Source organism: Methanomassiliicoccales archaeon (assembly GCA_026394375.1).
Classification (GTDB): Archaea; Thermoplasmatota; Thermoplasmata; order Methanomassiliicoccales; family UBA472; genus JAJRAL01.
This window is the reverse complement of sequence record JAPKYJ010000015.1, coordinates 11,998-28,477: the sequence shown is the minus strand read 5'-3', so window position 1 is coordinate 28,477 and position 16,480 is coordinate 11,998. Positions and strand designations below refer to the sequence as shown.

General features: G+C 59.7%; 19 protein-coding genes. 7 read left to right on the top strand and 12 right to left on the bottom strand.

Translation table 11 applies throughout. The features are described 5' to 3' along the window. Positions 1-29: 29 nt before the first annotated feature. Positions 30-896, bottom strand: coding sequence for an ARMT1-like domain-containing protein (locus tag NT137_03245; GenBank protein ID MCX6652353.1), 867 nt, complete (start codon positions 894-896; stop codon positions 30-32). Positions 897-998: 102 nt separating this feature from the next. Between NT137_03245 and NT137_03240 the strand changes: the two genes are divergently transcribed. Together NT137_03240 and NT137_03235 are read left to right on the top strand one after the other, a co-directional pair. Beyond that, on the top strand, positions 999-3,194 hold the full coding sequence (locus tag NT137_03240; GenBank protein MCX6652352.1) for a CDC48 family AAA ATPase: 2,196 nt from the start codon (positions 999-1,001) through the stop codon (positions 3,192-3,194). Between the two features lie 132 nt (positions 3,195-3,326). Then, positions 3,327-3,569, top strand: coding sequence for a PRC-barrel domain-containing protein (locus NT137_03235; GenBank protein ID MCX6652351.1), 243 nt, complete (start codon positions 3,327-3,329; stop codon positions 3,567-3,569). Positions 3,570-3,598: 29 nt separating this feature from the next. On the opposite strand, the gene NT137_03230 is transcribed toward NT137_03235, so the two are convergent. The 6 genes from NT137_03230 to NT137_03205 are packed head-to-tail and all read right to left on the bottom strand — an operon-like array spanning position 3,599 to position 9,195. Further along, positions 3,599-5,818 (bottom strand): tetratricopeptide repeat protein, encoded by a 2,220-nt coding sequence (locus NT137_03230; GenBank protein MCX6652350.1) that lies wholly within the window; start codon positions 5,816-5,818, stop codon positions 3,599-3,601. Continuing rightward, on the bottom strand, positions 5,815-6,615 hold the full coding sequence (locus NT137_03225; GenBank protein MCX6652349.1) for a hypothetical protein: 801 nt from the start codon (positions 6,613-6,615) through the stop codon (positions 5,815-5,817). Before NT137_03225 ends, NT137_03230 begins: the two co-directional genes overlap by 4 nt. 40 nt (positions 6,616-6,655) lie before the next feature. Continuing rightward, the gene (locus NT137_03220) at positions 6,656-8,200 is read right to left on the bottom strand and encodes a tRNA uridine(34) 5-carboxymethylaminomethyl modification radical SAM/GNAT enzyme Elp3 (GenBank protein MCX6652348.1); all 1,545 of its coding nucleotides are present in this window, start codon (positions 8,198-8,200) and stop codon (positions 6,656-6,658) included. Between the two features lie 45 nt (positions 8,201-8,245). Further along, positions 8,246-8,428, bottom strand: a complete 183-nt coding sequence (locus NT137_03215) for a hypothetical protein (GenBank protein MCX6652347.1) — start codon at positions 8,426-8,428, stop codon at positions 8,246-8,248. A 12-nt stretch (positions 8,429-8,440) separates the two neighbouring features. Beyond that, positions 8,441-8,743 (bottom strand): hypothetical protein, encoded by a 303-nt coding sequence (locus NT137_03210; GenBank protein ID MCX6652346.1) that lies wholly within the window; start codon positions 8,741-8,743, stop codon positions 8,441-8,443. After that, positions 8,743-9,195, bottom strand: a complete 453-nt coding sequence (locus tag NT137_03205) for a helix-turn-helix domain-containing protein (protein MCX6652345.1) — start codon at positions 9,193-9,195, stop codon at positions 8,743-8,745. The genes NT137_03210 and NT137_03205 overlap by 1 nt, the downstream gene beginning before the upstream one ends. A gap of 499 nt (positions 9,196-9,694) precedes the next feature. Here NT137_03205 and NT137_03200 point away from each other — a divergent pair, with 499 nt between their 5' ends. From NT137_03200 to NT137_03190, 3 genes are read left to right on the top strand one after another with little or no spacing between them, the layout of a single operon-like run. Next, a complete protein-coding gene (locus NT137_03200) occupies positions 9,695-10,792 on the top strand; it encodes an ABC transporter substrate-binding protein (GenBank protein MCX6652344.1) in 1,098 nt (365 codons plus the stop codon). Positions 10,793-10,837: 45 nt separating this feature from the next. Then, a complete protein-coding gene (locus NT137_03195; protein MCX6652343.1) occupies positions 10,838-11,659 on the top strand; it encodes an ABC transporter permease in 822 nt (273 codons plus the stop codon). After that, on the top strand, positions 11,656-12,423 hold the full coding sequence (locus NT137_03190) for an ABC transporter ATP-binding protein (GenBank protein MCX6652342.1): 768 nt from the start codon (positions 11,656-11,658) through the stop codon (positions 12,421-12,423). Before NT137_03195 ends, NT137_03190 begins: the two co-directional genes overlap by 4 nt. Here NT137_03190 and NT137_03185 read toward each other — a convergent pair. From NT137_03185 to trxA, 3 genes are all read right to left on the bottom strand, one after another. Continuing rightward, positions 12,420-12,941 carry a transcriptional regulator gene (locus NT137_03185; protein ID MCX6652341.1) on the bottom strand — a complete coding sequence of 174 codons (522 nt, stop codon included), beginning with the start codon at positions 12,939-12,941 and terminating at the stop codon, positions 12,420-12,422. The two genes, NT137_03190 and NT137_03185, sit on opposite strands and share 4 nt — an antisense overlap. Before the next feature lies 1 nt (position 12,942). Next, positions 12,943-13,833, bottom strand: coding sequence for an FAD-dependent oxidoreductase (locus NT137_03180; GenBank protein ID MCX6652340.1), 891 nt, complete (start codon positions 13,831-13,833; stop codon positions 12,943-12,945). 194 nt (positions 13,834-14,027) lie between these two features. Beyond that, positions 14,028-14,420 (bottom strand): thioredoxin, encoded by a 393-nt coding sequence (trxA, locus tag NT137_03175; protein MCX6652339.1) that lies wholly within the window; start codon positions 14,418-14,420, stop codon positions 14,028-14,030. Between the two features lie 205 nt (positions 14,421-14,625). Between trxA and NT137_03170 the strand changes: the two genes are divergently transcribed. Both NT137_03170 and NT137_03165 read left to right on the top strand, forming a co-directional pair. Next, positions 14,626-14,901 (top strand): PRC-barrel domain-containing protein, encoded by a 276-nt coding sequence (locus NT137_03170; GenBank protein ID MCX6652338.1) that lies wholly within the window; start codon positions 14,626-14,628, stop codon positions 14,899-14,901. Positions 14,902-14,927: 26 nt separating this feature from the next. Beyond that, positions 14,928-15,419: a gamma carbonic anhydrase family protein gene (locus NT137_03165; GenBank protein ID MCX6652337.1), complete on the top strand. Its 492-nt coding sequence runs from the start codon at positions 14,928-14,930 to the stop codon at positions 15,417-15,419. On the opposite strand, the gene NT137_03160 is transcribed toward NT137_03165, so the two are convergent. Further along, on the bottom strand, positions 15,370-15,960 hold the full coding sequence (locus NT137_03160; protein MCX6652336.1) for an HDIG domain-containing protein: 591 nt from the start codon (positions 15,958-15,960) through the stop codon (positions 15,370-15,372). The genes NT137_03165 and NT137_03160 overlap by 50 nt on opposite strands. Next, the gene (locus NT137_03155; protein ID MCX6652335.1) at positions 15,953-16,477 is read right to left on the bottom strand and encodes a tRNA (cytidine(56)-2'-O)-methyltransferase; all 525 of its coding nucleotides are present in this window, start codon (positions 16,475-16,477) and stop codon (positions 15,953-15,955) included. The genes NT137_03160 and NT137_03155 overlap by 8 nt, the downstream gene beginning before the upstream one ends. Positions 16,478-16,480 lie beyond the last annotated feature (3 nt).

Genomic DNA, 16,480 nt, shown 5'->3' with positions numbered 1-16,480 from the left:
GTTCGTATTTAAAGTGTGAGGTGCGGAGCTCAAAGCGCGAGGCGAGCCACGTTGTCGTTGCGCTTGGCGCCTATGGCCCGGGCGACCGGTGAGCACTTGGCCTTCATGAGGTAGAGGATCGGGCCCAGTTCCTCGTCGGAGAGCGCCTCGAAGTTGGCCATGCCCTTGGCGATGATCAGGTCGGCGGAACGAAGCTCTTCCGCCAGCCTGTCCCCCACCCGATCGATGTCCAGTCCGACGGCGAACTGCCCGGTGGACAGGATCTCGTCGAATTCCCGGTCCAGGTGCGCTCTCTTCGCGTCCTCCATCGTGACGTCGGTAAGGATCGGTTCGCCCTTTACCACCCCTATGACGCGCACGCCGAAGCGCTTGATCTCCCGCACCAGCAGGCGGTCGAAAACCGATTCTCCGCAGTTGTCCAGAAGGTAGAGCACCTTCTTGGAGCGTCGCAGCAACTCCCTTACCTGGGCGAGATCGTTCACCGCCAGGCCTTCGGCCACTAGCGTCTGGAAGCTTCGCTCCAGCTGTTCCGGGGTCTCGATACCAACCTCGATGCCGAAGTCCAGCACGTTGCCGGCGATGGCACAGACGGTCGCAGCCTCCAGCCGATCCTCCGCCTTTTCGATCAGCTTCAATGCTCTTGGATAGACCTTCTCCGCGGTCTCGTCGCTACGTCGCTTAAGCTCTTCGTATGGATCCTTTGAACCTGCGATGTCGTAGGCGGCACGATGCACATGCGTCGCCAAGGCAGCGGAGTTCATTCCCCTCTTGTAGTACATGTCAAGTATGGCCAGGGAAGCGATCATGGCCTCCTCCCCTCTGTCAGGGGCGACCAGTTGCACCTCGTACAACACGCGGTTCAACAAGCAGGGCACGCACTCCGGCGCAAAGCGCATGCCTTGCCGTACGGTCCCGGGTCACAATAACATTTCCCTTCTTCCTGGCCTCTAAGAAGCTTTATCTCCCCTCCAGTCGTTTTTCCCGACGGGAAAGGAATGATGGAGACAATCACCCTTAGGGTCGCCCGGGCCCAGCACCAGTCCGAGGTCGGATTTGGCAGAGCGCGCATCGACGCCAAGACGCGCAAGGAACTGAGCGTGGAGGTCGGCGACGTCATCGAGATCGTCGGCAAGCGCTCCACGGCGGCCAAGGTCTTCCGCGCGGCGCAGGAGGATGAGAGCAAGAGCATCATCCGCATCGACGGCATGATCCGCTCCAACGCGGGCGTTAGCATCGGTGAGAAGGTCTCGGTGACAAAGGCAGATCCTCAGCCAGCAATGAAGATCGTGGTCGCGCCGAAGATACCGCAAGGCAAGCACCTGCGCTTCGGAGCGGGGGTGGAGGAACTGTTCAAGAAAGGCCTGACCAATCGACCGTTGGTCAAGGGGGACGAGTTCTTCATCCCCAACATCGCGCTCATGGGCGGCTTCCTGCCCTTCGTGGTCATCAGCACCCAGCCGAACGGCGTGGTGCTGGTCGGAGAGCAGACAGAGCTCAACGTCAAGACCGAGGCCATGGAGGCCAAGGAGGCCGTCTCGCCCTCGGTCACATACGACGACGTCGGCGGTCTGGAAGAGCAGTTACAGCGGGTGCGGGAGATGATCGAGCTGCCTCTCAAGCATCCGGAGCTGTTCGACCGATTAGGCATCGACCCGCCCAAGGGAGTGCTGTTGTACGGACCTCCGGGAACGGGCAAGACGCTCATCGCGAAGGCGGTGGCCAACGAAGCGGGAGCGCAGTTCTTCTCCATCCAGGGGCCGGAGATCATCTCCAAGTACTATGGCCAGAGCGAGGAGAAGCTGAGAGAGAAGTTCGAGGAAGCGGAGAAGAATGCGCCTTCCATCATCTTCATCGATGAGATCGATTCTATCGCGCCCAAGAGGGAGGACGTGCACGGGGAGGTGGAGCGCCGAGTGGTGGCCCAACTGCTCACCCTCATGGACGGCATGGTGGGGAGAGGGCAGGTCATCGTCATCGGGGCGACGAACCGGGATGAGGCCATCGACCCGGCGCTGCGAAGGCCAGGGCGCTTCGATAGGGAGATCGAGATAGGTGTGCCGAGCAGGGAAGGGAGGAAGGAGATCCTGGAAATACACACCCGCGGCATGCCCCTGGCCGAGGATGTGTCCCTGGACGAGCTGGCTTCTGTTACTCACGGATTCGTGGGCGCGGACCTCATGGCCCTGGCGCGGGAATCGGCCATGAAGTGCCTTTCTCGATATGTCCCAGAGTTTGATCTGGGTAAGCCCATACCAGGGGAGATACTTGAGCGGGTCAGGGTGACGGCGAGCGACTTCTCCGATGCCCTGAGAGAGCTGGAGCCGAGCGCCATGCGCGAGGTGCTGGTGGAGATACCAAAGGTCGCCTGGGACGATGTTGGCGGTCTGGAAGACGTCAAGCGCCAACTGCGGGAGATGATTGAGATGCCTTTGGAGAACTCGGCCGCTTTCAAGCGCATGGGCATCCGGCCGGCCAGGGGAATACTTCTCTATGGTCCTCCGGGCACGGGCAAGACCCTGCTCGCCAAGGCCGTAGCCACCGAATCCAAGGCCAACTTCATTTCCATCAAGGGTCCGGAGATAATGAGCAAGTGGGTGGGTGAATCTGAGAAGGCGGTAAGGCAGGCGTTCAAGAAAGCCAAACAGGTCGCTCCGGCCATCGTCTTCCTGGACGAGATCGACGCCATCGCCCCCCGCAGGGGAGGAGGCTCGGACTCCAGCGTGACCGAGCGGGTGGTGAACCAGTTGCTCACATCCATGGATGGTCTGGAATCGTTGGGGAAGGTGACGGTCATCGCCGCCACGAACCGACCGGACCTTGTCGACCCGGCGCTTCTTCGGCCAGGCCGCTTCGACCGCCTGGTGCTCATCCCCGTGCCGGACGAGGGGGCGAGGCTCAGCATCTTGAGCGTGCACACCAAGGCCATGCCCATTCGCAATGTGGAGCTGAAGGAGCTGGCGGCCAAGACGGATGGCTTCGTGGGCGCGGACCTGGAGAATCTGTGCCGGGAGGCGGCCATGATCGCGCTGCGCGAGAATCGGGACGCGGACATAGTGGAGATGAGGCACTTCGAGGCCGCGCTCAAGATCATCACGCCCTCGGTGGACAAGAACATCATGAAGCAGTACGAGAGCATCGGCAAGGCGCTGGAGAAGGCCCGAGTCGGCAAAGATGAAATGGGCATGTACCGCTAGGCAGATCGCTCATCCGACCTGCTGATGGAGATCCTTCGGCTCTTATTCCCGGTCTCGCAAAAGCCAAAGCTTCTAAATACGGACAAACCATTCATAACTCCAACCAACCGACATGCTGGGGGGATCACTCTGATGAGGAAATTTATCACGGAATTGAAGGGCAAGACGGTGATGACGAACGATGGTCAGATCCTGGGAATGATCGAGAACTTCGTCGTGGACACGAGCTCGGGCGAGATACAACACGTCCTGGTCGTCCCGGCCGAGGAGATCGAGACCAGGCTGTTCCGCACCGATGCCCAGGGCCGCCTCATCCTGCCCTTCAGCGAGATGAACGCGGTGCGCGACGTCGTGGTCATGAACATCGTCCATTGATTCTCTTCGCCGGCCGAAAAGGCCGGCCCTCATTCTCCTTTCAAGATCATCCTGACCCGGGCACGGTTGTACTGCGCGTCTCGGAATTCCGGTCTTCTCTTGAGCGCCGCCTCGTACAGCTCGAGAGCGCGGGCGTTCTCCTTTCTCCTCTCTGCCATGATACCCATGCCGTTGAGCGCTTCCGCCCCGGGCTCAAGCTGCATCGCCGCTTCGAAGGATGTCTCCGCTCCCGGAAGATCGTCTCGCCCCAACTGGCACATACCCAGGTTGAGCAGGAACTGCGGCCGGCGATCGATAAGGACCGCTTCCTTCAAGCACCTATCGGCCTCATCGTACGCTCCCTGGAGATAATGCACGCAGCCCAGGTTGTTCCAGGCGTCGGAGTGCTGCGGTTCCGTCTCCACCGCCCGGTGCAGCACCCTTTCTGCCTCTTCCAGCTGCCCGCCGAATCTCAGGCCCACGCCCAGCGCGTTCATCAGGTGCGGGGAAGCGGGGAATCTGTCATTGAGAGATCGCAGCACCTCCACCGCGTCCGCGTGACGACGATAGCCTGCCAGGGCCAATGCCCGCGCCAAAGCGACGGCGTACACCTCCTCGCCTCTCTCTGGCAGATGCCGCAGCGCCGCCTCCGCCCGACCTAGATCAAGCTCGTTCAAGCAGCGGCGCACCATCACCTCGTTCGAGGGAGGTGCGTTGGCGAGCATGCGCAACGCCTCTTCCTTCCGACCAAGCTTGTAAGTCAGGGACTCAAGGTCCAGCAGCACCTCTTCCGTCCGCGCCCCTTCCAGCACTGCCGTGGTCAGCGAGGCAATCGCCTCTTCGATGCGCCCCATGTCCATGAGCACGCTCGCTTTCCGAACGAACGCCTCCGCGGCCCGGGGCTCGAAGGACATGCAACGGTCCGCTTCCCGCAGCGCTTCATCGTGTTCGCCTATCGCCTGCAGGAGAAGGGCCGAGTCCAGGTACTTGCGCACCAGGGTGTCCTCCTTGCTCATCGATGGTTCTTGCGGACGGAGCAGACCGGTGGCCTCCATGGCATCGTCCCGCTGCCGCACCGCCCCATCCAAGGAAGGGTCCAGGGTGGCGGAGACGCTGAAGCTCTTGGCCGCATCGTCTATCATGCCTGCGGCCCTTTGCGCTTCGCCCAGCCTGAGCCAGAGGTCCGCCCGCCGCCGCTCCACCTGCACCGCCTCCTTCCAGGCGTCCACCGCCTGGTTCAGGTGGCCCATCTCCTCCAACGCTGTTGCGCGATAGACCAAGGCCTGCACGTTGCCGGGATCTCGGACGGACACGCTCTCGAAGGACTCGAGCGCCTCCTTGCTCTTGCCCATGGAATGGAGCACGATGCCACGGTTGAGCTGCGCCTGCGGATCGTTGGGATAGAAACGCACCATGTCGTCCAGCACTTGGAGCGCCTCCGCCTTCCGGTTCATTGCGAAGAGGGTGGCCGCCTTGTTCAGCATGGCGGCGGGCATCCTCGGGAATTGCTTGAGCGCTTTCTCATAGGCCCCGAGCTCCTCCACGTTCCGACCCAGCTGGTCCAGGATGACGCCCAGCAAATACCAGGACCAGGCATCGTTGTCGCGGATGTTGATGGCCTGCCGGATGGCCTCCAAAGCAAGCTCGGTCTTCCCCAGCGCCAGGTAGGATTGGGCCCTCATCCTCCAGGCCAGGTCGTGCTCCGGCTTCAGCTCCAACGCCCGGTCCAGCTCGGAGAGCGCATCCTGGTAGCGTTCCTGTTTCATGGCGTCCTCGGCGGTCTGCATGAGGCCGTCGAAGCGTCCTATGGATGGCAGAAAGCGATTCCCTTCTTTCTCCAGGATCTTGCGGTCGATCTCCTTCAGCAGGGGGGCGGTGAGCTCGTACTTCTTGAGCAGGAGCAGGAGCTTCGAACGATCGGCCGCGGACACCTCCAACTTTCCAGCTTCCTGCTGTGCTTCCTCGTCCATGCGAGAAGTGACCATGAGAACCGGCAGCCTTCCCTCCAACATGGCTCGCTCCCGCACCAGCTTCAGCCCCGCGGTGGAGGCGTGCTCCGGTCGACGGGAGGCCATGATCAGGTATTTCGAATCCTCGCGCTCCGCCTCCAATACGGCGACCTCGTCGACCGTCACCGCTCCGGTGACCTTCAGCCCCATCTCCGAGACCAAGTGGACCATGAAGGAGCGAAAGGCATCCGCATCCAAATCGCGCAGCGCCTTGACTATCCGCGCATCGAACCTGCTCTCCATGCCCTCGTCCGGCGTCATCGGGCATCCTCCAGTCTCAGCTTGAGCGCCAACGCCCGGCGGTCCATGCGTTCGGTGGGCACCTTTGCCAGTTCCGCCAAAGCCTCATCTTTTCTGCCTAGAATCTCGAGGACCACGGCCCTCTTGATGATGAAAGGCATGTTCATAGGATCGCTGGCATCGGACATAGGCTCGAGCAGTCCCAGCGCCTCCTCTCCTTTGCCAGAGAAGAGGCGCAGCATGGCCAGGTCGGAATCGGCGATGGACGACAGCTCCGTCACCTGCCTTCCCCTGGCGTAGGCCTTCTCCGCCTCTCTTGTATGATAAATCAAGAAGTTCGACAGCCACTGGCCGTCCACCGGCAATGGGGCAGCGTTCTTCACGATCAGCGAATGGACATTACCGATCCTAAGGCTGGCCCGGCCCCAGGCCTGGCCGCTTCCCTCTCCGCCCTTGATGGAAGAGACCACGTTCCAGACCAGGGAGCGCTTCGGCAGTCGCTCGTCGCCCCAAAGATGCAGCCCGACCCCCGCCCCAGCCAGATACTTATCCACGAACGCTCCCAGAGCGATCTCGTCCTTCTTCTCGAGAAGCGAGCGCAGTCTCAAAGCCGGCTCCACCCCTCGCCCCAGCTCCACATCCTCGCCCGCCACCGGGCCGATGCGGATGATGAGCGAGCCCCGGTGGAAGAGCCTGGAATCGGCGGTCGGATCCTGCATTCTCGGGACGAGGGAGAGAGGATCGTCCAGCGAACCAAGGCATCTCGAGCACATGAGCACGCCCGGTCTCGTCTCCGCACCGCAGGCCACGCAAGCCAATCTTGAACCCCGGGAATAATATGCGGGCGCGATTAAGTAATTATCTGGCATCGAGGGGTTTGCTCATGTACGGGATGTCTCGCGAATAGCCCATCGCTTCGTAGTAGAGTCTCGCGCCCACGCCGCTGGTGACCTTTATTACCGAGCAGCCAGCGTCCTTAGCTCGGGATTCGGCCTCCGCCACCAGGTCCTTGCCGAAACCGCGATGTTGCCACCCTCCCGCTGGCTTTCCGAACTGCGCCATCTGCCCGAACACTTTGAGCTCTCGCAAGTGGGCTTCCTGGCCATCGGCGTTGATACGAAGCCTGGCGTAGCCGACCAGGTAGTCCTGCTCCGACAGCTCGAATGCGATAAAATGCTCCTTTCCCCCGGATGCCTGGTATTCCTCCACCCTCAGCTCCGCCTCGCCCATCCTTCCCGGTGGCACCCGGTTCAGCCCCACCTCACGGCAGCGGACGCAATGGCACCGGCGCCCTTCGGAACGCAACTTGGCCTTGGCGATCTCCCGCAGATGCGATTTGTCCACGCCCGCCTCAATCAGCTGCACCGGTATGTCCCGCTGGATGCGCTGAATGCGCACCCACTTCGGCACCAGGGCTTTCATCTCCGCCACCACCTCCGCCGCCTGGGCGGTGGTATATGGCACGTATTCGCCCTTGGTCCATCTGTCATAGAGAGGGGTGCCTTTGACCACTAGGGTGGGATAGATCTTGAGCATGTCCGGGCGGAACCGCTCGTCCTGGAAGATCAGCTGGAAGGACTCGATGTCTTTCTTCGCGTCTGAACCGGGAAGCCCTGGCATCAGGTGGTAGCAGACCTTCAGCCCGTGCTCCTTGGCCACGCGGGTCGCCTCCACCACCTCTTTCACTCCGTGCCCCCGGTCCACTCCGCGCAGTATCTCATCATCCAGTATCTGCACTCCGAACTCCACCCGCGTGGTGCCAAGGGACATGCAATGCTCTGCCATTTCCTCGACGAAGTAGTCTGGCCTCGTCTCCACTGTCATCCCGATGCAGCGGTGCGGCGCGTTCTCGTTCAGAGAGTGCGCCGCCGGCAGATCGAGCGAGTCCCTCTCGTTCAAAGCGTCGAAACAGCCCTTGACGAACCATTCCTGATAGTCCAGGGAGCGGGAGGTGAAGGTGCCTCCCATGACGATGAGGTCGATCTTGTCCGTAGCGTGGCCGATGGCCTCCAGCTGCTCGATACGCTTGCTCACCTGGCGGTTAGGTTCGAAGTGGTTGGCGATGGCCCTGCGCGCGGCTGGCTCCTTGCCAGTGTAGGATTGGGGGGAGCTGTTCTCCACTCCGCCCGGGCAATATGAGCAGCGGCCGTGAGGACAGGTGGCAGGGGAGGTCATCACCGCCACCACCGCCACCCCACTGAGCGTTCGCACCGGCTTGCGGCGCAATATCTCCTTGACCAGAGGCAGAAGCTCCGGCGATGCGCGCGCCAGCGTCTCGGAGTTGGGAGGGAGCGTCACAAGATGGAGTTCGCGGCAGAGCTCGATCTTCCTGCGCTGCAGCGACGCCTTGTCCTTGATCTCGCCCTTGGCTATCGCTTCCAAGAGCCGGTCGTGGAAGTCCACGTTCTCGCCATGCTCCCCTTGCTTATCATTCTGACGATGGAAGTGTCATGATGGACGTTCCTTGAACAGACCATAGGCCACGCCGAAGATGCTGAAGAGGAGGACGATGCCGCCCGCTGCTGCGACCGTCCCGTTTCCGAGGAGCAAGCCTATGATCCCGACGAGCAACGAGGCGATGGAGAGAAGTGCGTACCACTTCCATTCGTCCAGGCCAAGGTACTTTGCCAAGTCTCCACCGATTCATCCGATGTAGCCGTCGGCCTCTTTCTTCTTCTCCTTCTCCTTATCTTCCGGCTTGAAGGAGAGGACGTCGATCGCCAAGACCGTTAGGCATGGCAGGATCCTTACCATAGGCGACGGTCCGTCCTTCTCGGACTCGAGCTCCATGCTCAAAGCGGAATCGTTGCCGAATTGGGTGTAGCCTCTGAACACACCTACGGTGACAATTGGCTCCGGACCGCTTCCTCGACTTACGACCCTGTAGTGTGAGCCTTTGGTCAGAGTGATGATCTCCTCTCCGGACCCGGGTTTGGCCGAGGCCATCACTTCCCCCCCTCGATGATCTTCTGCAGATGGTCCACCGTCTTCCGGTAGGAGTCCATGGCCATCTCCACGTTGGCCTCGGTGAAGTTCCAGGCCTTTGACAAGTCTCCATAGCGAATGCGATAGCCTTTCTTGCGTTCGCCCCCCTTCTGCACGTCCACTTCCTCCAGGATGTCGATGCCCTTGAGCTTGTTCAGGTGCCGGTAGATGGTGGGCTTGGTGGTCCTCAGCTTGGCCGCCAGCTCTTCCACCGTCCATGCTCGTTTCAGGTTGCCCAGGAAGCATTCCACGAACAGCCGGTAGGGGATGCTCTCCTGCACGTTGTCCGCCTCGGTCTTCGGATCATAGCCCTTTGGCAGGTAGCCGATCATGACCAGGAACTGCAACGCCACATCGTCCGCGTCGTCCAGCGGAGTGAGCGGTGTACTGCTCACCACTTGGAGCTCGAACATATTATCGGCAGGATTGATGATTTTAAATCATATCTAGTTTTTTCTGTAGCAGGAGCATGCTAGATCGTCAGGCCTCGTCGGAAGCATGTTCGTTGCAGGGTACCTTTTCTGCTTCATGACTTAGCCTCAAAACATTAATTCGGTTTCCTTCGCCCAGTGAGCAGATCCCGAAGTGGGATTGACTTCAATGCCAATTGACACAGATTATTTGGTCTCCAGTCTGATGCACGGCGACGCACTCACGTAGGCTGCTTTCTCCCGAGCACCGGATTGGGAACGTTGGAACCAATGCCCGACCGACGGGAGAGCTCTTGGGTTGGATCGGGGCCCAACGGGATCTCGACTTGACGGAGACTCAGGCCTTTGGACCAAACACCGTTTGGGAACGCTTACCTGAGGCGGGCACTTCGAACGGTAATGTGTACAATTGGGACACATTTCTCCTAGTGAGGGAAAAGGCATTTATATCATGCCATCGTACAAAGGGCAAGGTGTACAGATGGAAAAGAACACCAAGATTGTCGCTGTAATCGCAGTCGTCGCCATCATCGTCGTCGCTGGAATCGGCGCAGTCCTCTTGTCTCAGCCGGAGGAAGAGGGAAGAAAGGTCATCTATTGGACCACCGTCGCGCCGATCAACCAGAAAGCAGCCTTGCAGGCAGGGACGATCGATGGAGCGGTCGGTTGGGAACCCTATTGTTCGGCTGCTATCTCAGATGGCACTGCGAATTCGGTGATCTGGTCCGGCCAAGTATGGCCCAACCATCCGTGCTGCGTTCTGATCGTGAAGAAGAGCTTTGTCGACAACAATCCAGCGAATCAGGATCTGGTCGCTAGGGTCGTCAGGGCGCATATGGATGCCACGGCTTGGATCCTGAAGACCATCCAAGAAGGCTCTGGAACGAACTATACGGCCATGCTGGCGACTGGGGCCCAGTTCGCGAATGTCAACACGACGGTGGTCCAGCAGGCGCTTGGTCACATGAAGTATGGAACCCAGATGACCGATTCTACCAAGGAAGGCCTCAAGAATTTCACCGTGGAATTCGCCGACCTAGGCCAAATAACGGGATTGGGTGGCTACTCCAATGTCACCAACTTCGTCAACGGGATCGTGAACACCTCGTACTTGACGAAGGCCTTAGAGGTAACCCCAAGCTCATCCACACTAGGATCAGTGAGGCTTGGCTACCTGAATGGCGACCTGCACCAATTTGCCAGGGTTATCGCCATGAACGCCTCTCTGTGGGGTGGCGAGACCTTGTTCGAGAGGTACGGCATTGACGTGTCCGGAAGCGCGGCCCCATTTGCGGCGGGAGGCGCGGTCATGGATGCGGTGGCAGCCAACCAGATTGACATGGGCTATCTTGGGTCACCGCCGACCATCCTGAAACGCATAAACGTCGGTACCCAGATTGAGATCGTTTCGCTGGTCAACATGGAGGGCTCAGCCATGGTGGCAAGGGCTCCGCTCACAACCTTGGCAGACCTCAACGGCAAGCTGGTCGCGACTCCAGGTCCGACCTCGATACAGCACCTATTACTGCTGTACTATGCAACCCAGAACGGTTACCAGGTGAAGCTGATGGGGACCTAAACGCCGACAAACCCTTTTTTATCCTTTACTTTCATTCGGTGAGAGATGGTGAGAGCTAGCGGCAAGGTACTGGGATTAATATCCAGGGATAGGCTGATAGCTGATTCGAAGACCGTCCTCATCACCATCGCCTCTTTGATCGCCTTCATTGCGGCCTGGTTCGCTATTTCCATCTACTCCAACCTGGCCTACATCCCACCTCCCGACAAGGTGGCGGTGGCCTTCTTCAATTCCTTCACGCACGAGGACATATCCCTGGGCACGACCATGTGGGACAACACCTTCGCTTCCCTGGGAAGGTTCGGCATAGGGTTCGTGATGGCATTCCTTCTGGCATTGCCATTGGGCCTGGTCATGGGCTATTTCAAACTGGCCCAGTTGTTCATCAATCCCATCGTGGAGGTCTTTCGGCCCATCCCACCGATAGCCTGGGTGCCAGTATTCCTCCTGATCTTCGGCCTGTTCTGGGGACCGGTCGTGGTCATCTTCCTGGGCGTGCTGTTCCCCCTTCTCTCGAACATCGTTTTCGGAGTGAAGTCGGTGGACAAGCCCTTGATCGACGCCGCGAAGACCATGGGGGCCAATCGTCTCCAGCTGTTCACCAAGGTAATTCTTCCCTATACCATCCCGTTCATCATGGCTGGCATCACCATCGGCCTCGGGATCGGATGGATGTGCATCGTGGCCGCGGAAATGATCGGGGCCGTCGGCGGGGGCATAGGATTTTACATCAATTTCATGAAGGACATCGGTAGGTTCGACTACATGTACGCGGGCATGGTGATGATTGCCTTGCTCGGTCTGGTAACGGTAGGGGCGAGCCGCTATGTCGAGAACAAGCTCAACCGCAGGATGGGTGTGAAGTGACGCTCAAGATCACCAATCTGGTCAAGAAATTCCCCAAAGAAGAAGGAGAATTAGTGGCGATAGAGGATTTCAACCTGGAGATCAAGGATAGGGAATTCGTCTGCGTGTTGGGGCCGTCAGGCTGCGGCAAGACCACCTTGCTTCGAATTGTTGCGGGTCTTGAAACGAAGACATCGGGGTCCTTGCAGCTCGATGGCAGGGAGATCATGGGACCTGGATCGGAAAGAGGCGTGGTCTTCCAGGAATTTGCTCTCTTTCCCTGGAGAACGGTGCGTCACAATATCGAGTTCGGGCTGGAGATCAGGAAGATGCCGAACGCGGAAAAGAAGCGCATCTCGGACGAATATATTACGTTGGTTGGATTGAAAGGATTTGAAGACTCTCATCCACACGAATTATCTGGCGGCATGAAGCAAAGAGTCGGAATCGCACGCGCTCTGGCCAATGACCCCAAGGTCCTGCTTATGGATGAACCGTTCGGAGCCCTGGACGCCCAGACACGCAATCTGATGCAGAAGGAATTGCTGCGTATCTGGAAGGAAACGAAGAAGACCGTGATCTTCATCACCCATTCCGTAGATGAGGCCTGCTTCTTGGCGGACCGCCTCGTCATCATGACCGCGCGACCTGGAACGATCAAAGAAGTATTCCCCATCACCTGGGAACGGCCGCGGGATCGGGCCTCAGTCGAATTCGCGGCGCTGCGAAAGAGAATACTAGCTGAGCTGGAAAGCGAGGTCGTTTCCAATCCGCAGAAGACCTAGAGCGCCTTCTTCGCCGCGATTTCGATCGCCCTGAGCACCGAGTCTCGAGGGATGACCACCGATACCGGTATGGTCAGTATCTTCTCAATCGTCGGAGCGATGATTGGCGCGCACACCACCGCCAACGCTCCATCGCGCTCCGCCAGCACTGCGGCGATTATCGCTTCCTCCATGGTCTGCGCCGGGTACTCCTTGACGCGCAGGGTCTTGTCACCCACTTGCACGATGCGTTCCTCGATGCGGTTGAGCACGCCCCGGGCGGCGATGATGGCCACGAACGGTCCTTGGGGGGTCTTCTCTATCTGGCGCACCGCGCGCATGACGCTCCTCACCGTGCGCAGATTGGGCTCTCTCCGCTCCTGCAGGATCTTGTATATGGTGCTTGGCGAGATGCCTGTCTTGGAACAGAACCCGTTCACGCTCATCTCCAGATCCTGGCTGAGCACTTTCCGCAACGCATCCCCGAACCCGTCCGGCCCGCGCATGATGCCGGCGATCAGTTCGTCCACCAGCGACATCCTACTCCACCTCCTTTCGCACCAGCTTGGCGGCGTTGGTGCCGGCGATGCAACCCTGCCCCACCGCCCTGGCCAGCTGCCATGGTTGCCCGGTGACGTCCCCGCAGGCGAATAGCCCCTGGACCTCCGTTTCCATGTTCTCGTTGACCTTGATCGTGCCCGACGGGTCTGGAATGATGCCCAGCTCCAACGCCAGGTCTGCTGCGCCCTTGGCCCCCAGCTCAATGAACACACCATCCACCTCCAGCTTCCGACCGTCCTTGAGCTCTAGGCCCTTGACCACCTCATCACCCATGATCTTGGAGGGCCATGAGGGAGCGAGCAACTGCACTTTGGTTCGGCGGACCTTCTCTAGCAGCTGCTCCGCCACGTTCACCTCCTTGAATATCCAGTGCACCTGGGACGCATATTCCGTGAGCAGGATGGCGGAGGCAGCGGCCGTACTCTCATCCCCTATCACCGCTACCTTCTTTCCACGGAAGAAGCCGGCGTCGCAGGCGGCGCAGTAGCTCACCCCCTTTCCCAAGAACTCCTTCTCCCCTTCCACGTTCAACTTGATGCGCGAGATGCCGGGAGCGAGTATGAGCGCCTTAGCCTTCAGCTCCAGATCGTGGTCAGTGGAAGTGACGAACCAATCCTCTGCTTTCTCGGCTTTGAGCACATCTTGCTCGAACAACTGCGCCCCGAAGCGCTTGGCCTGCTCTACGCCCGTGGCCAGGAGCTGAGCGCCATCGGTCTTCTGCACGCCGAAATAGTTTTCGATGTGCCCCTTGTTCAGACCGCTCTTGTTCGGATGACCTACCACCGCCACCTTCACCTTCTTCCTGGCCGCGTGTATCGCCGCCTGGAGACCGGCCGGACCGCACCCGATGATCATGACCTCGAAATCCATCGTTCCACCTGTTAGGCAATCTGCCTATCGAGGTAATATTTGTATTCCTGGGACAATTGAAAGGAGCCAATCGTGCACTCGTAGCGCCGAGATTGCACGATCCTCGGTTCTCATTGCACGTTTGGCATTTGCTCTGGCGGCTGGAAGCATTGCCAGGAGAGTGTTTTCGAGAGGCGGTCTGAACGCGCCGGCTCTCACATGTGCTTCTTGATCCTAGCAGCCAGCGGCTCTTTGGGATAAGCCCCAACGATCGTTTCCGCCAACTTCCCGCCCTTGAAGACCAGGATCGTCGGGATGGCAGAGATGCGGTACTTGCCCGGGATATCAGCGTTCTCGTCCGTGTTCAGCTTTCCGAAGACCACCTTGCCCGTCCATTCCTTGGCCAGGGCGTCGACCACCGGCGCGACCATGCGACAGGGACCGCACCAAGGCGCCCAGCAGTCCACCACCACTATCGGATACTTGGCCACGAAGGCATCGAAATCGGCATCGCTCAGCTTGACTGGCTCGGACGGCCAATTGGTCGTTCCAGCATTCTTGAGGTCTTCCATCTTCTTCCTCCTTATCGCTTCCAGATCGTCGTCCATCAGTTCACCGTTCTCGGTTGTGCTGCTATTAGGCAAAACCGATTCCTCTCCACCGATATATACCTTTCTTTTTTCCCCCTCGCCGGCCGAGAAAGGGAGGTGAACTTCCTGACCGGAGGACAATGACCGACGAATGGAAGGAGGATGTGGCTTCCCGAAGGCTTTAAAAGAAAACATCTCCATCTCCGACATCGGTGATGGCCTTATGATGGAGGAAGCCTCTGAACTCATAGGATTGCAGGTGTACACGCCGAACGGCGTCTTCTTGGGAAACGTGAACAACCTCGTGATCGACCTGGAGAACAAGAAGGTCGATGGACTGTTCGTCAGCGAGACCAACCCGCTGCTGGTGGAGGACTCCAAGGCCGTCAATGTGCCCTTCCGCTGGATCCAGGCGGTGGGCGACATAGTCCTTCTGAAATACTTCCCGAAGCGGGTCACCACGCGCAAGGGCGCGGCCCCGGCGGCGTCCAAAAAGTAGAGCGTGCGGGCAAAACGCCTTTCATTATGTCTATCTACGTCGACCCCACGGCCATCATCATAGGGGAAGTGCAGCTTGCGGACGGAGTGAGCATCTGGCCCTACGCCGTGCTGCGAGGGGACGAGGAACGCATCCAAGTGGGGGAAGGCACCAATGTCCAAGACCACGTCATGCTGCACGTCGGTCCAGGTGCCCCGACCATCATAGGAAGGAATTGCACCATCGGGCATGGGGCGGTGATCAATGGGGCGATCATCGGCGACCATTGCATCATCGGCATGAACTCCTCCATACTGGACGGAGCGAAGGTGGGGGAGGAGTGCATCATCGGCGCGAACGCGGTCATCACGAACAAGATGGACATTCCGCCGCGATCCGTGGTGGTCGGGGTACCGGGCAAGGTCATCCGTTCCGATGACAAGAGCATCCTCGCCCGGGCGGTGGAGAGCGCCCGCAACTACCAGAAGCTCAGGGACGAGTACCTGGCTGGCCGGCATAGGCGGCGCACGGACCTGTGATCTCCGGCCTCTTTCGCAGATGCTTGACGACCTCGTCCACGTCGACGCCGCAGGCCTTGCTGAGCTCCGAATGCATCGTCTTCATTCTCTTCGCCGTGGCATCATGTCCGCGGCGCAGCATCTCCTCTTCCGCTTCGGCCAAGGTCAGCATGCCGCTCGGTCCTTTGACGAGGTTGTCAGCGTGGCAGATGATCTTCTCCTCCAATGTCTCAGGCATGTAGTCCCCATCCGGCAGGCCCAGTGCCTTCGCCTCCTCCCTGGTGAACCCGGCGGCAATGTGCCTTTGGATGACCTTGATTAGTCGTTCGGGCAGCTCGTGCTGGCGGGCGATGCGCACTCCCTCCACCACGTGGAAAATGCCCTGGGTCTTGCCCCGGCCGATGTCATGAAGCAAGGCACCCGCCTTCACCAGAGCGAGGTCCGCTCCGCTCCTCCTTGCCAGCTCCACTGCGATCAAGCGCACCGTGCATACGTGCTGGATGATGTTGGGTCGACAGCCCTCCTCCTGCAGGATGCGGACGCACTCCTTCTCGTCAGGCATCGCGTTCGACAACCCGCTTCCCCCTCTCGCATGGCAGCACCGTGAGCTTGCCTTTGAAATCCTGATGTAATCCCTCGCCCTCGCACAGACGGTCCAAGAAGATGGCTAGAGCGGCCACCTCCGAATGCGGCTGGTTGCCCACGGCCACATTGAAGTCCGCTTCCTGGTAGACCTCTGGAGGGACCTTCTCCGCTCCGACCACGATGAGCATCTTCTCCGCCGAGCGCAGCTTGATCCTCGGCAAGGCATCGTCCAGGTGCACACCGTACATGGTCAGATGCACCTTGGTGCCCTGGAATTCGTGCAGCAACGTGCGCCACTTGACGCCCGTGGTGATCTCGAACTCTCCTCCGAAACGCGAGGCGACGTCTCGCACACTCTTCTCCAGCTCCATGTCCTTCGTAGAAACGTAGATGCCTTTGACGCCGAGCGCTCTTGCCGTCAGAGCCACATGCGTGCTGATGCGCTTGTCCCGGGCCGGACGATGGCCGAGCCTGAGCACGTAGACCTCTTGCATGAA

Bases quoted from the DNA above. Each gene is read 5' to 3' on its own strand.
- NT137_03185 (MCX6652341.1), bottom strand. From the start codon at position 12,941: ATGTCGCTGGTGGACGAACTGATCGCCGGCATCATGCGCGGGCCGGAC.
- NT137_03160 (MCX6652336.1), bottom strand. From the start codon at position 15,960: ATGCCTGACGAGAAGGAGTGCGTCCGCATCCTGCAGGAGGAGGGCTGT.
- NT137_03230 (MCX6652350.1), bottom strand. From the start codon at position 5,818: ATGACGCCGGACGAGGGCATGGAGAGCAGGTTCGATGCGCGGATAGTC.
- NT137_03210 (MCX6652346.1), bottom strand. From the start codon at position 8,743: ATGGCCTCGGCCAAACCCGGGTCCGGAGAGGAGATCATCACTCTGACC.
- NT137_03180 (MCX6652340.1), bottom strand. From the start codon at position 13,833: ATGGATTTCGAGGTCATGATCATCGGGTGCGGTCCGGCCGGTCTCCAG.
- NT137_03235 (MCX6652351.1), top strand. From the start codon at position 3,327: ATGAGGAAATTTATCACGGAATTGAAGGGCAAGACGGTGATGACGAAC.
- NT137_03245 (MCX6652353.1), bottom strand. From the start codon at position 896: ATGCGCTTTGCGCCGGAGTGCGTGCCCTGCTTGTTGAACCGCGTGTTG.
- NT137_03240 (MCX6652352.1), top strand. From the start codon at position 999: ATGGAGACAATCACCCTTAGGGTCGCCCGGGCCCAGCACCAGTCCGAG.
- trxA (MCX6652339.1), bottom strand. From the start codon at position 14,420: ATGGACGACGATCTGGAAGCGATAAGGAGGAAGAAGATGGAAGACCTC.
- NT137_03205 (MCX6652345.1), bottom strand. From the start codon at position 9,195: ATGTTCGAGCTCCAAGTGGTGAGCAGTACACCGCTCACTCCGCTGGAC.
- NT137_03200 (MCX6652344.1), top strand. From the start codon at position 9,695: ATGGAAAAGAACACCAAGATTGTCGCTGTAATCGCAGTCGTCGCCATC.
- NT137_03155 (MCX6652335.1), bottom strand. From the start codon at position 16,477: ATGCAAGAGGTCTACGTGCTCAGGCTCGGCCATCGTCCGGCCCGGGAC.
- NT137_03170 (MCX6652338.1), top strand. From the start codon at position 14,626: ATGATGGAGGAAGCCTCTGAACTCATAGGATTGCAGGTGTACACGCCG.
- NT137_03195 (MCX6652343.1), top strand. From the start codon at position 10,838: ATGGTGAGAGCTAGCGGCAAGGTACTGGGATTAATATCCAGGGATAGG.
- NT137_03165 (MCX6652337.1), top strand. From the start codon at position 14,928: ATGTCTATCTACGTCGACCCCACGGCCATCATCATAGGGGAAGTGCAG.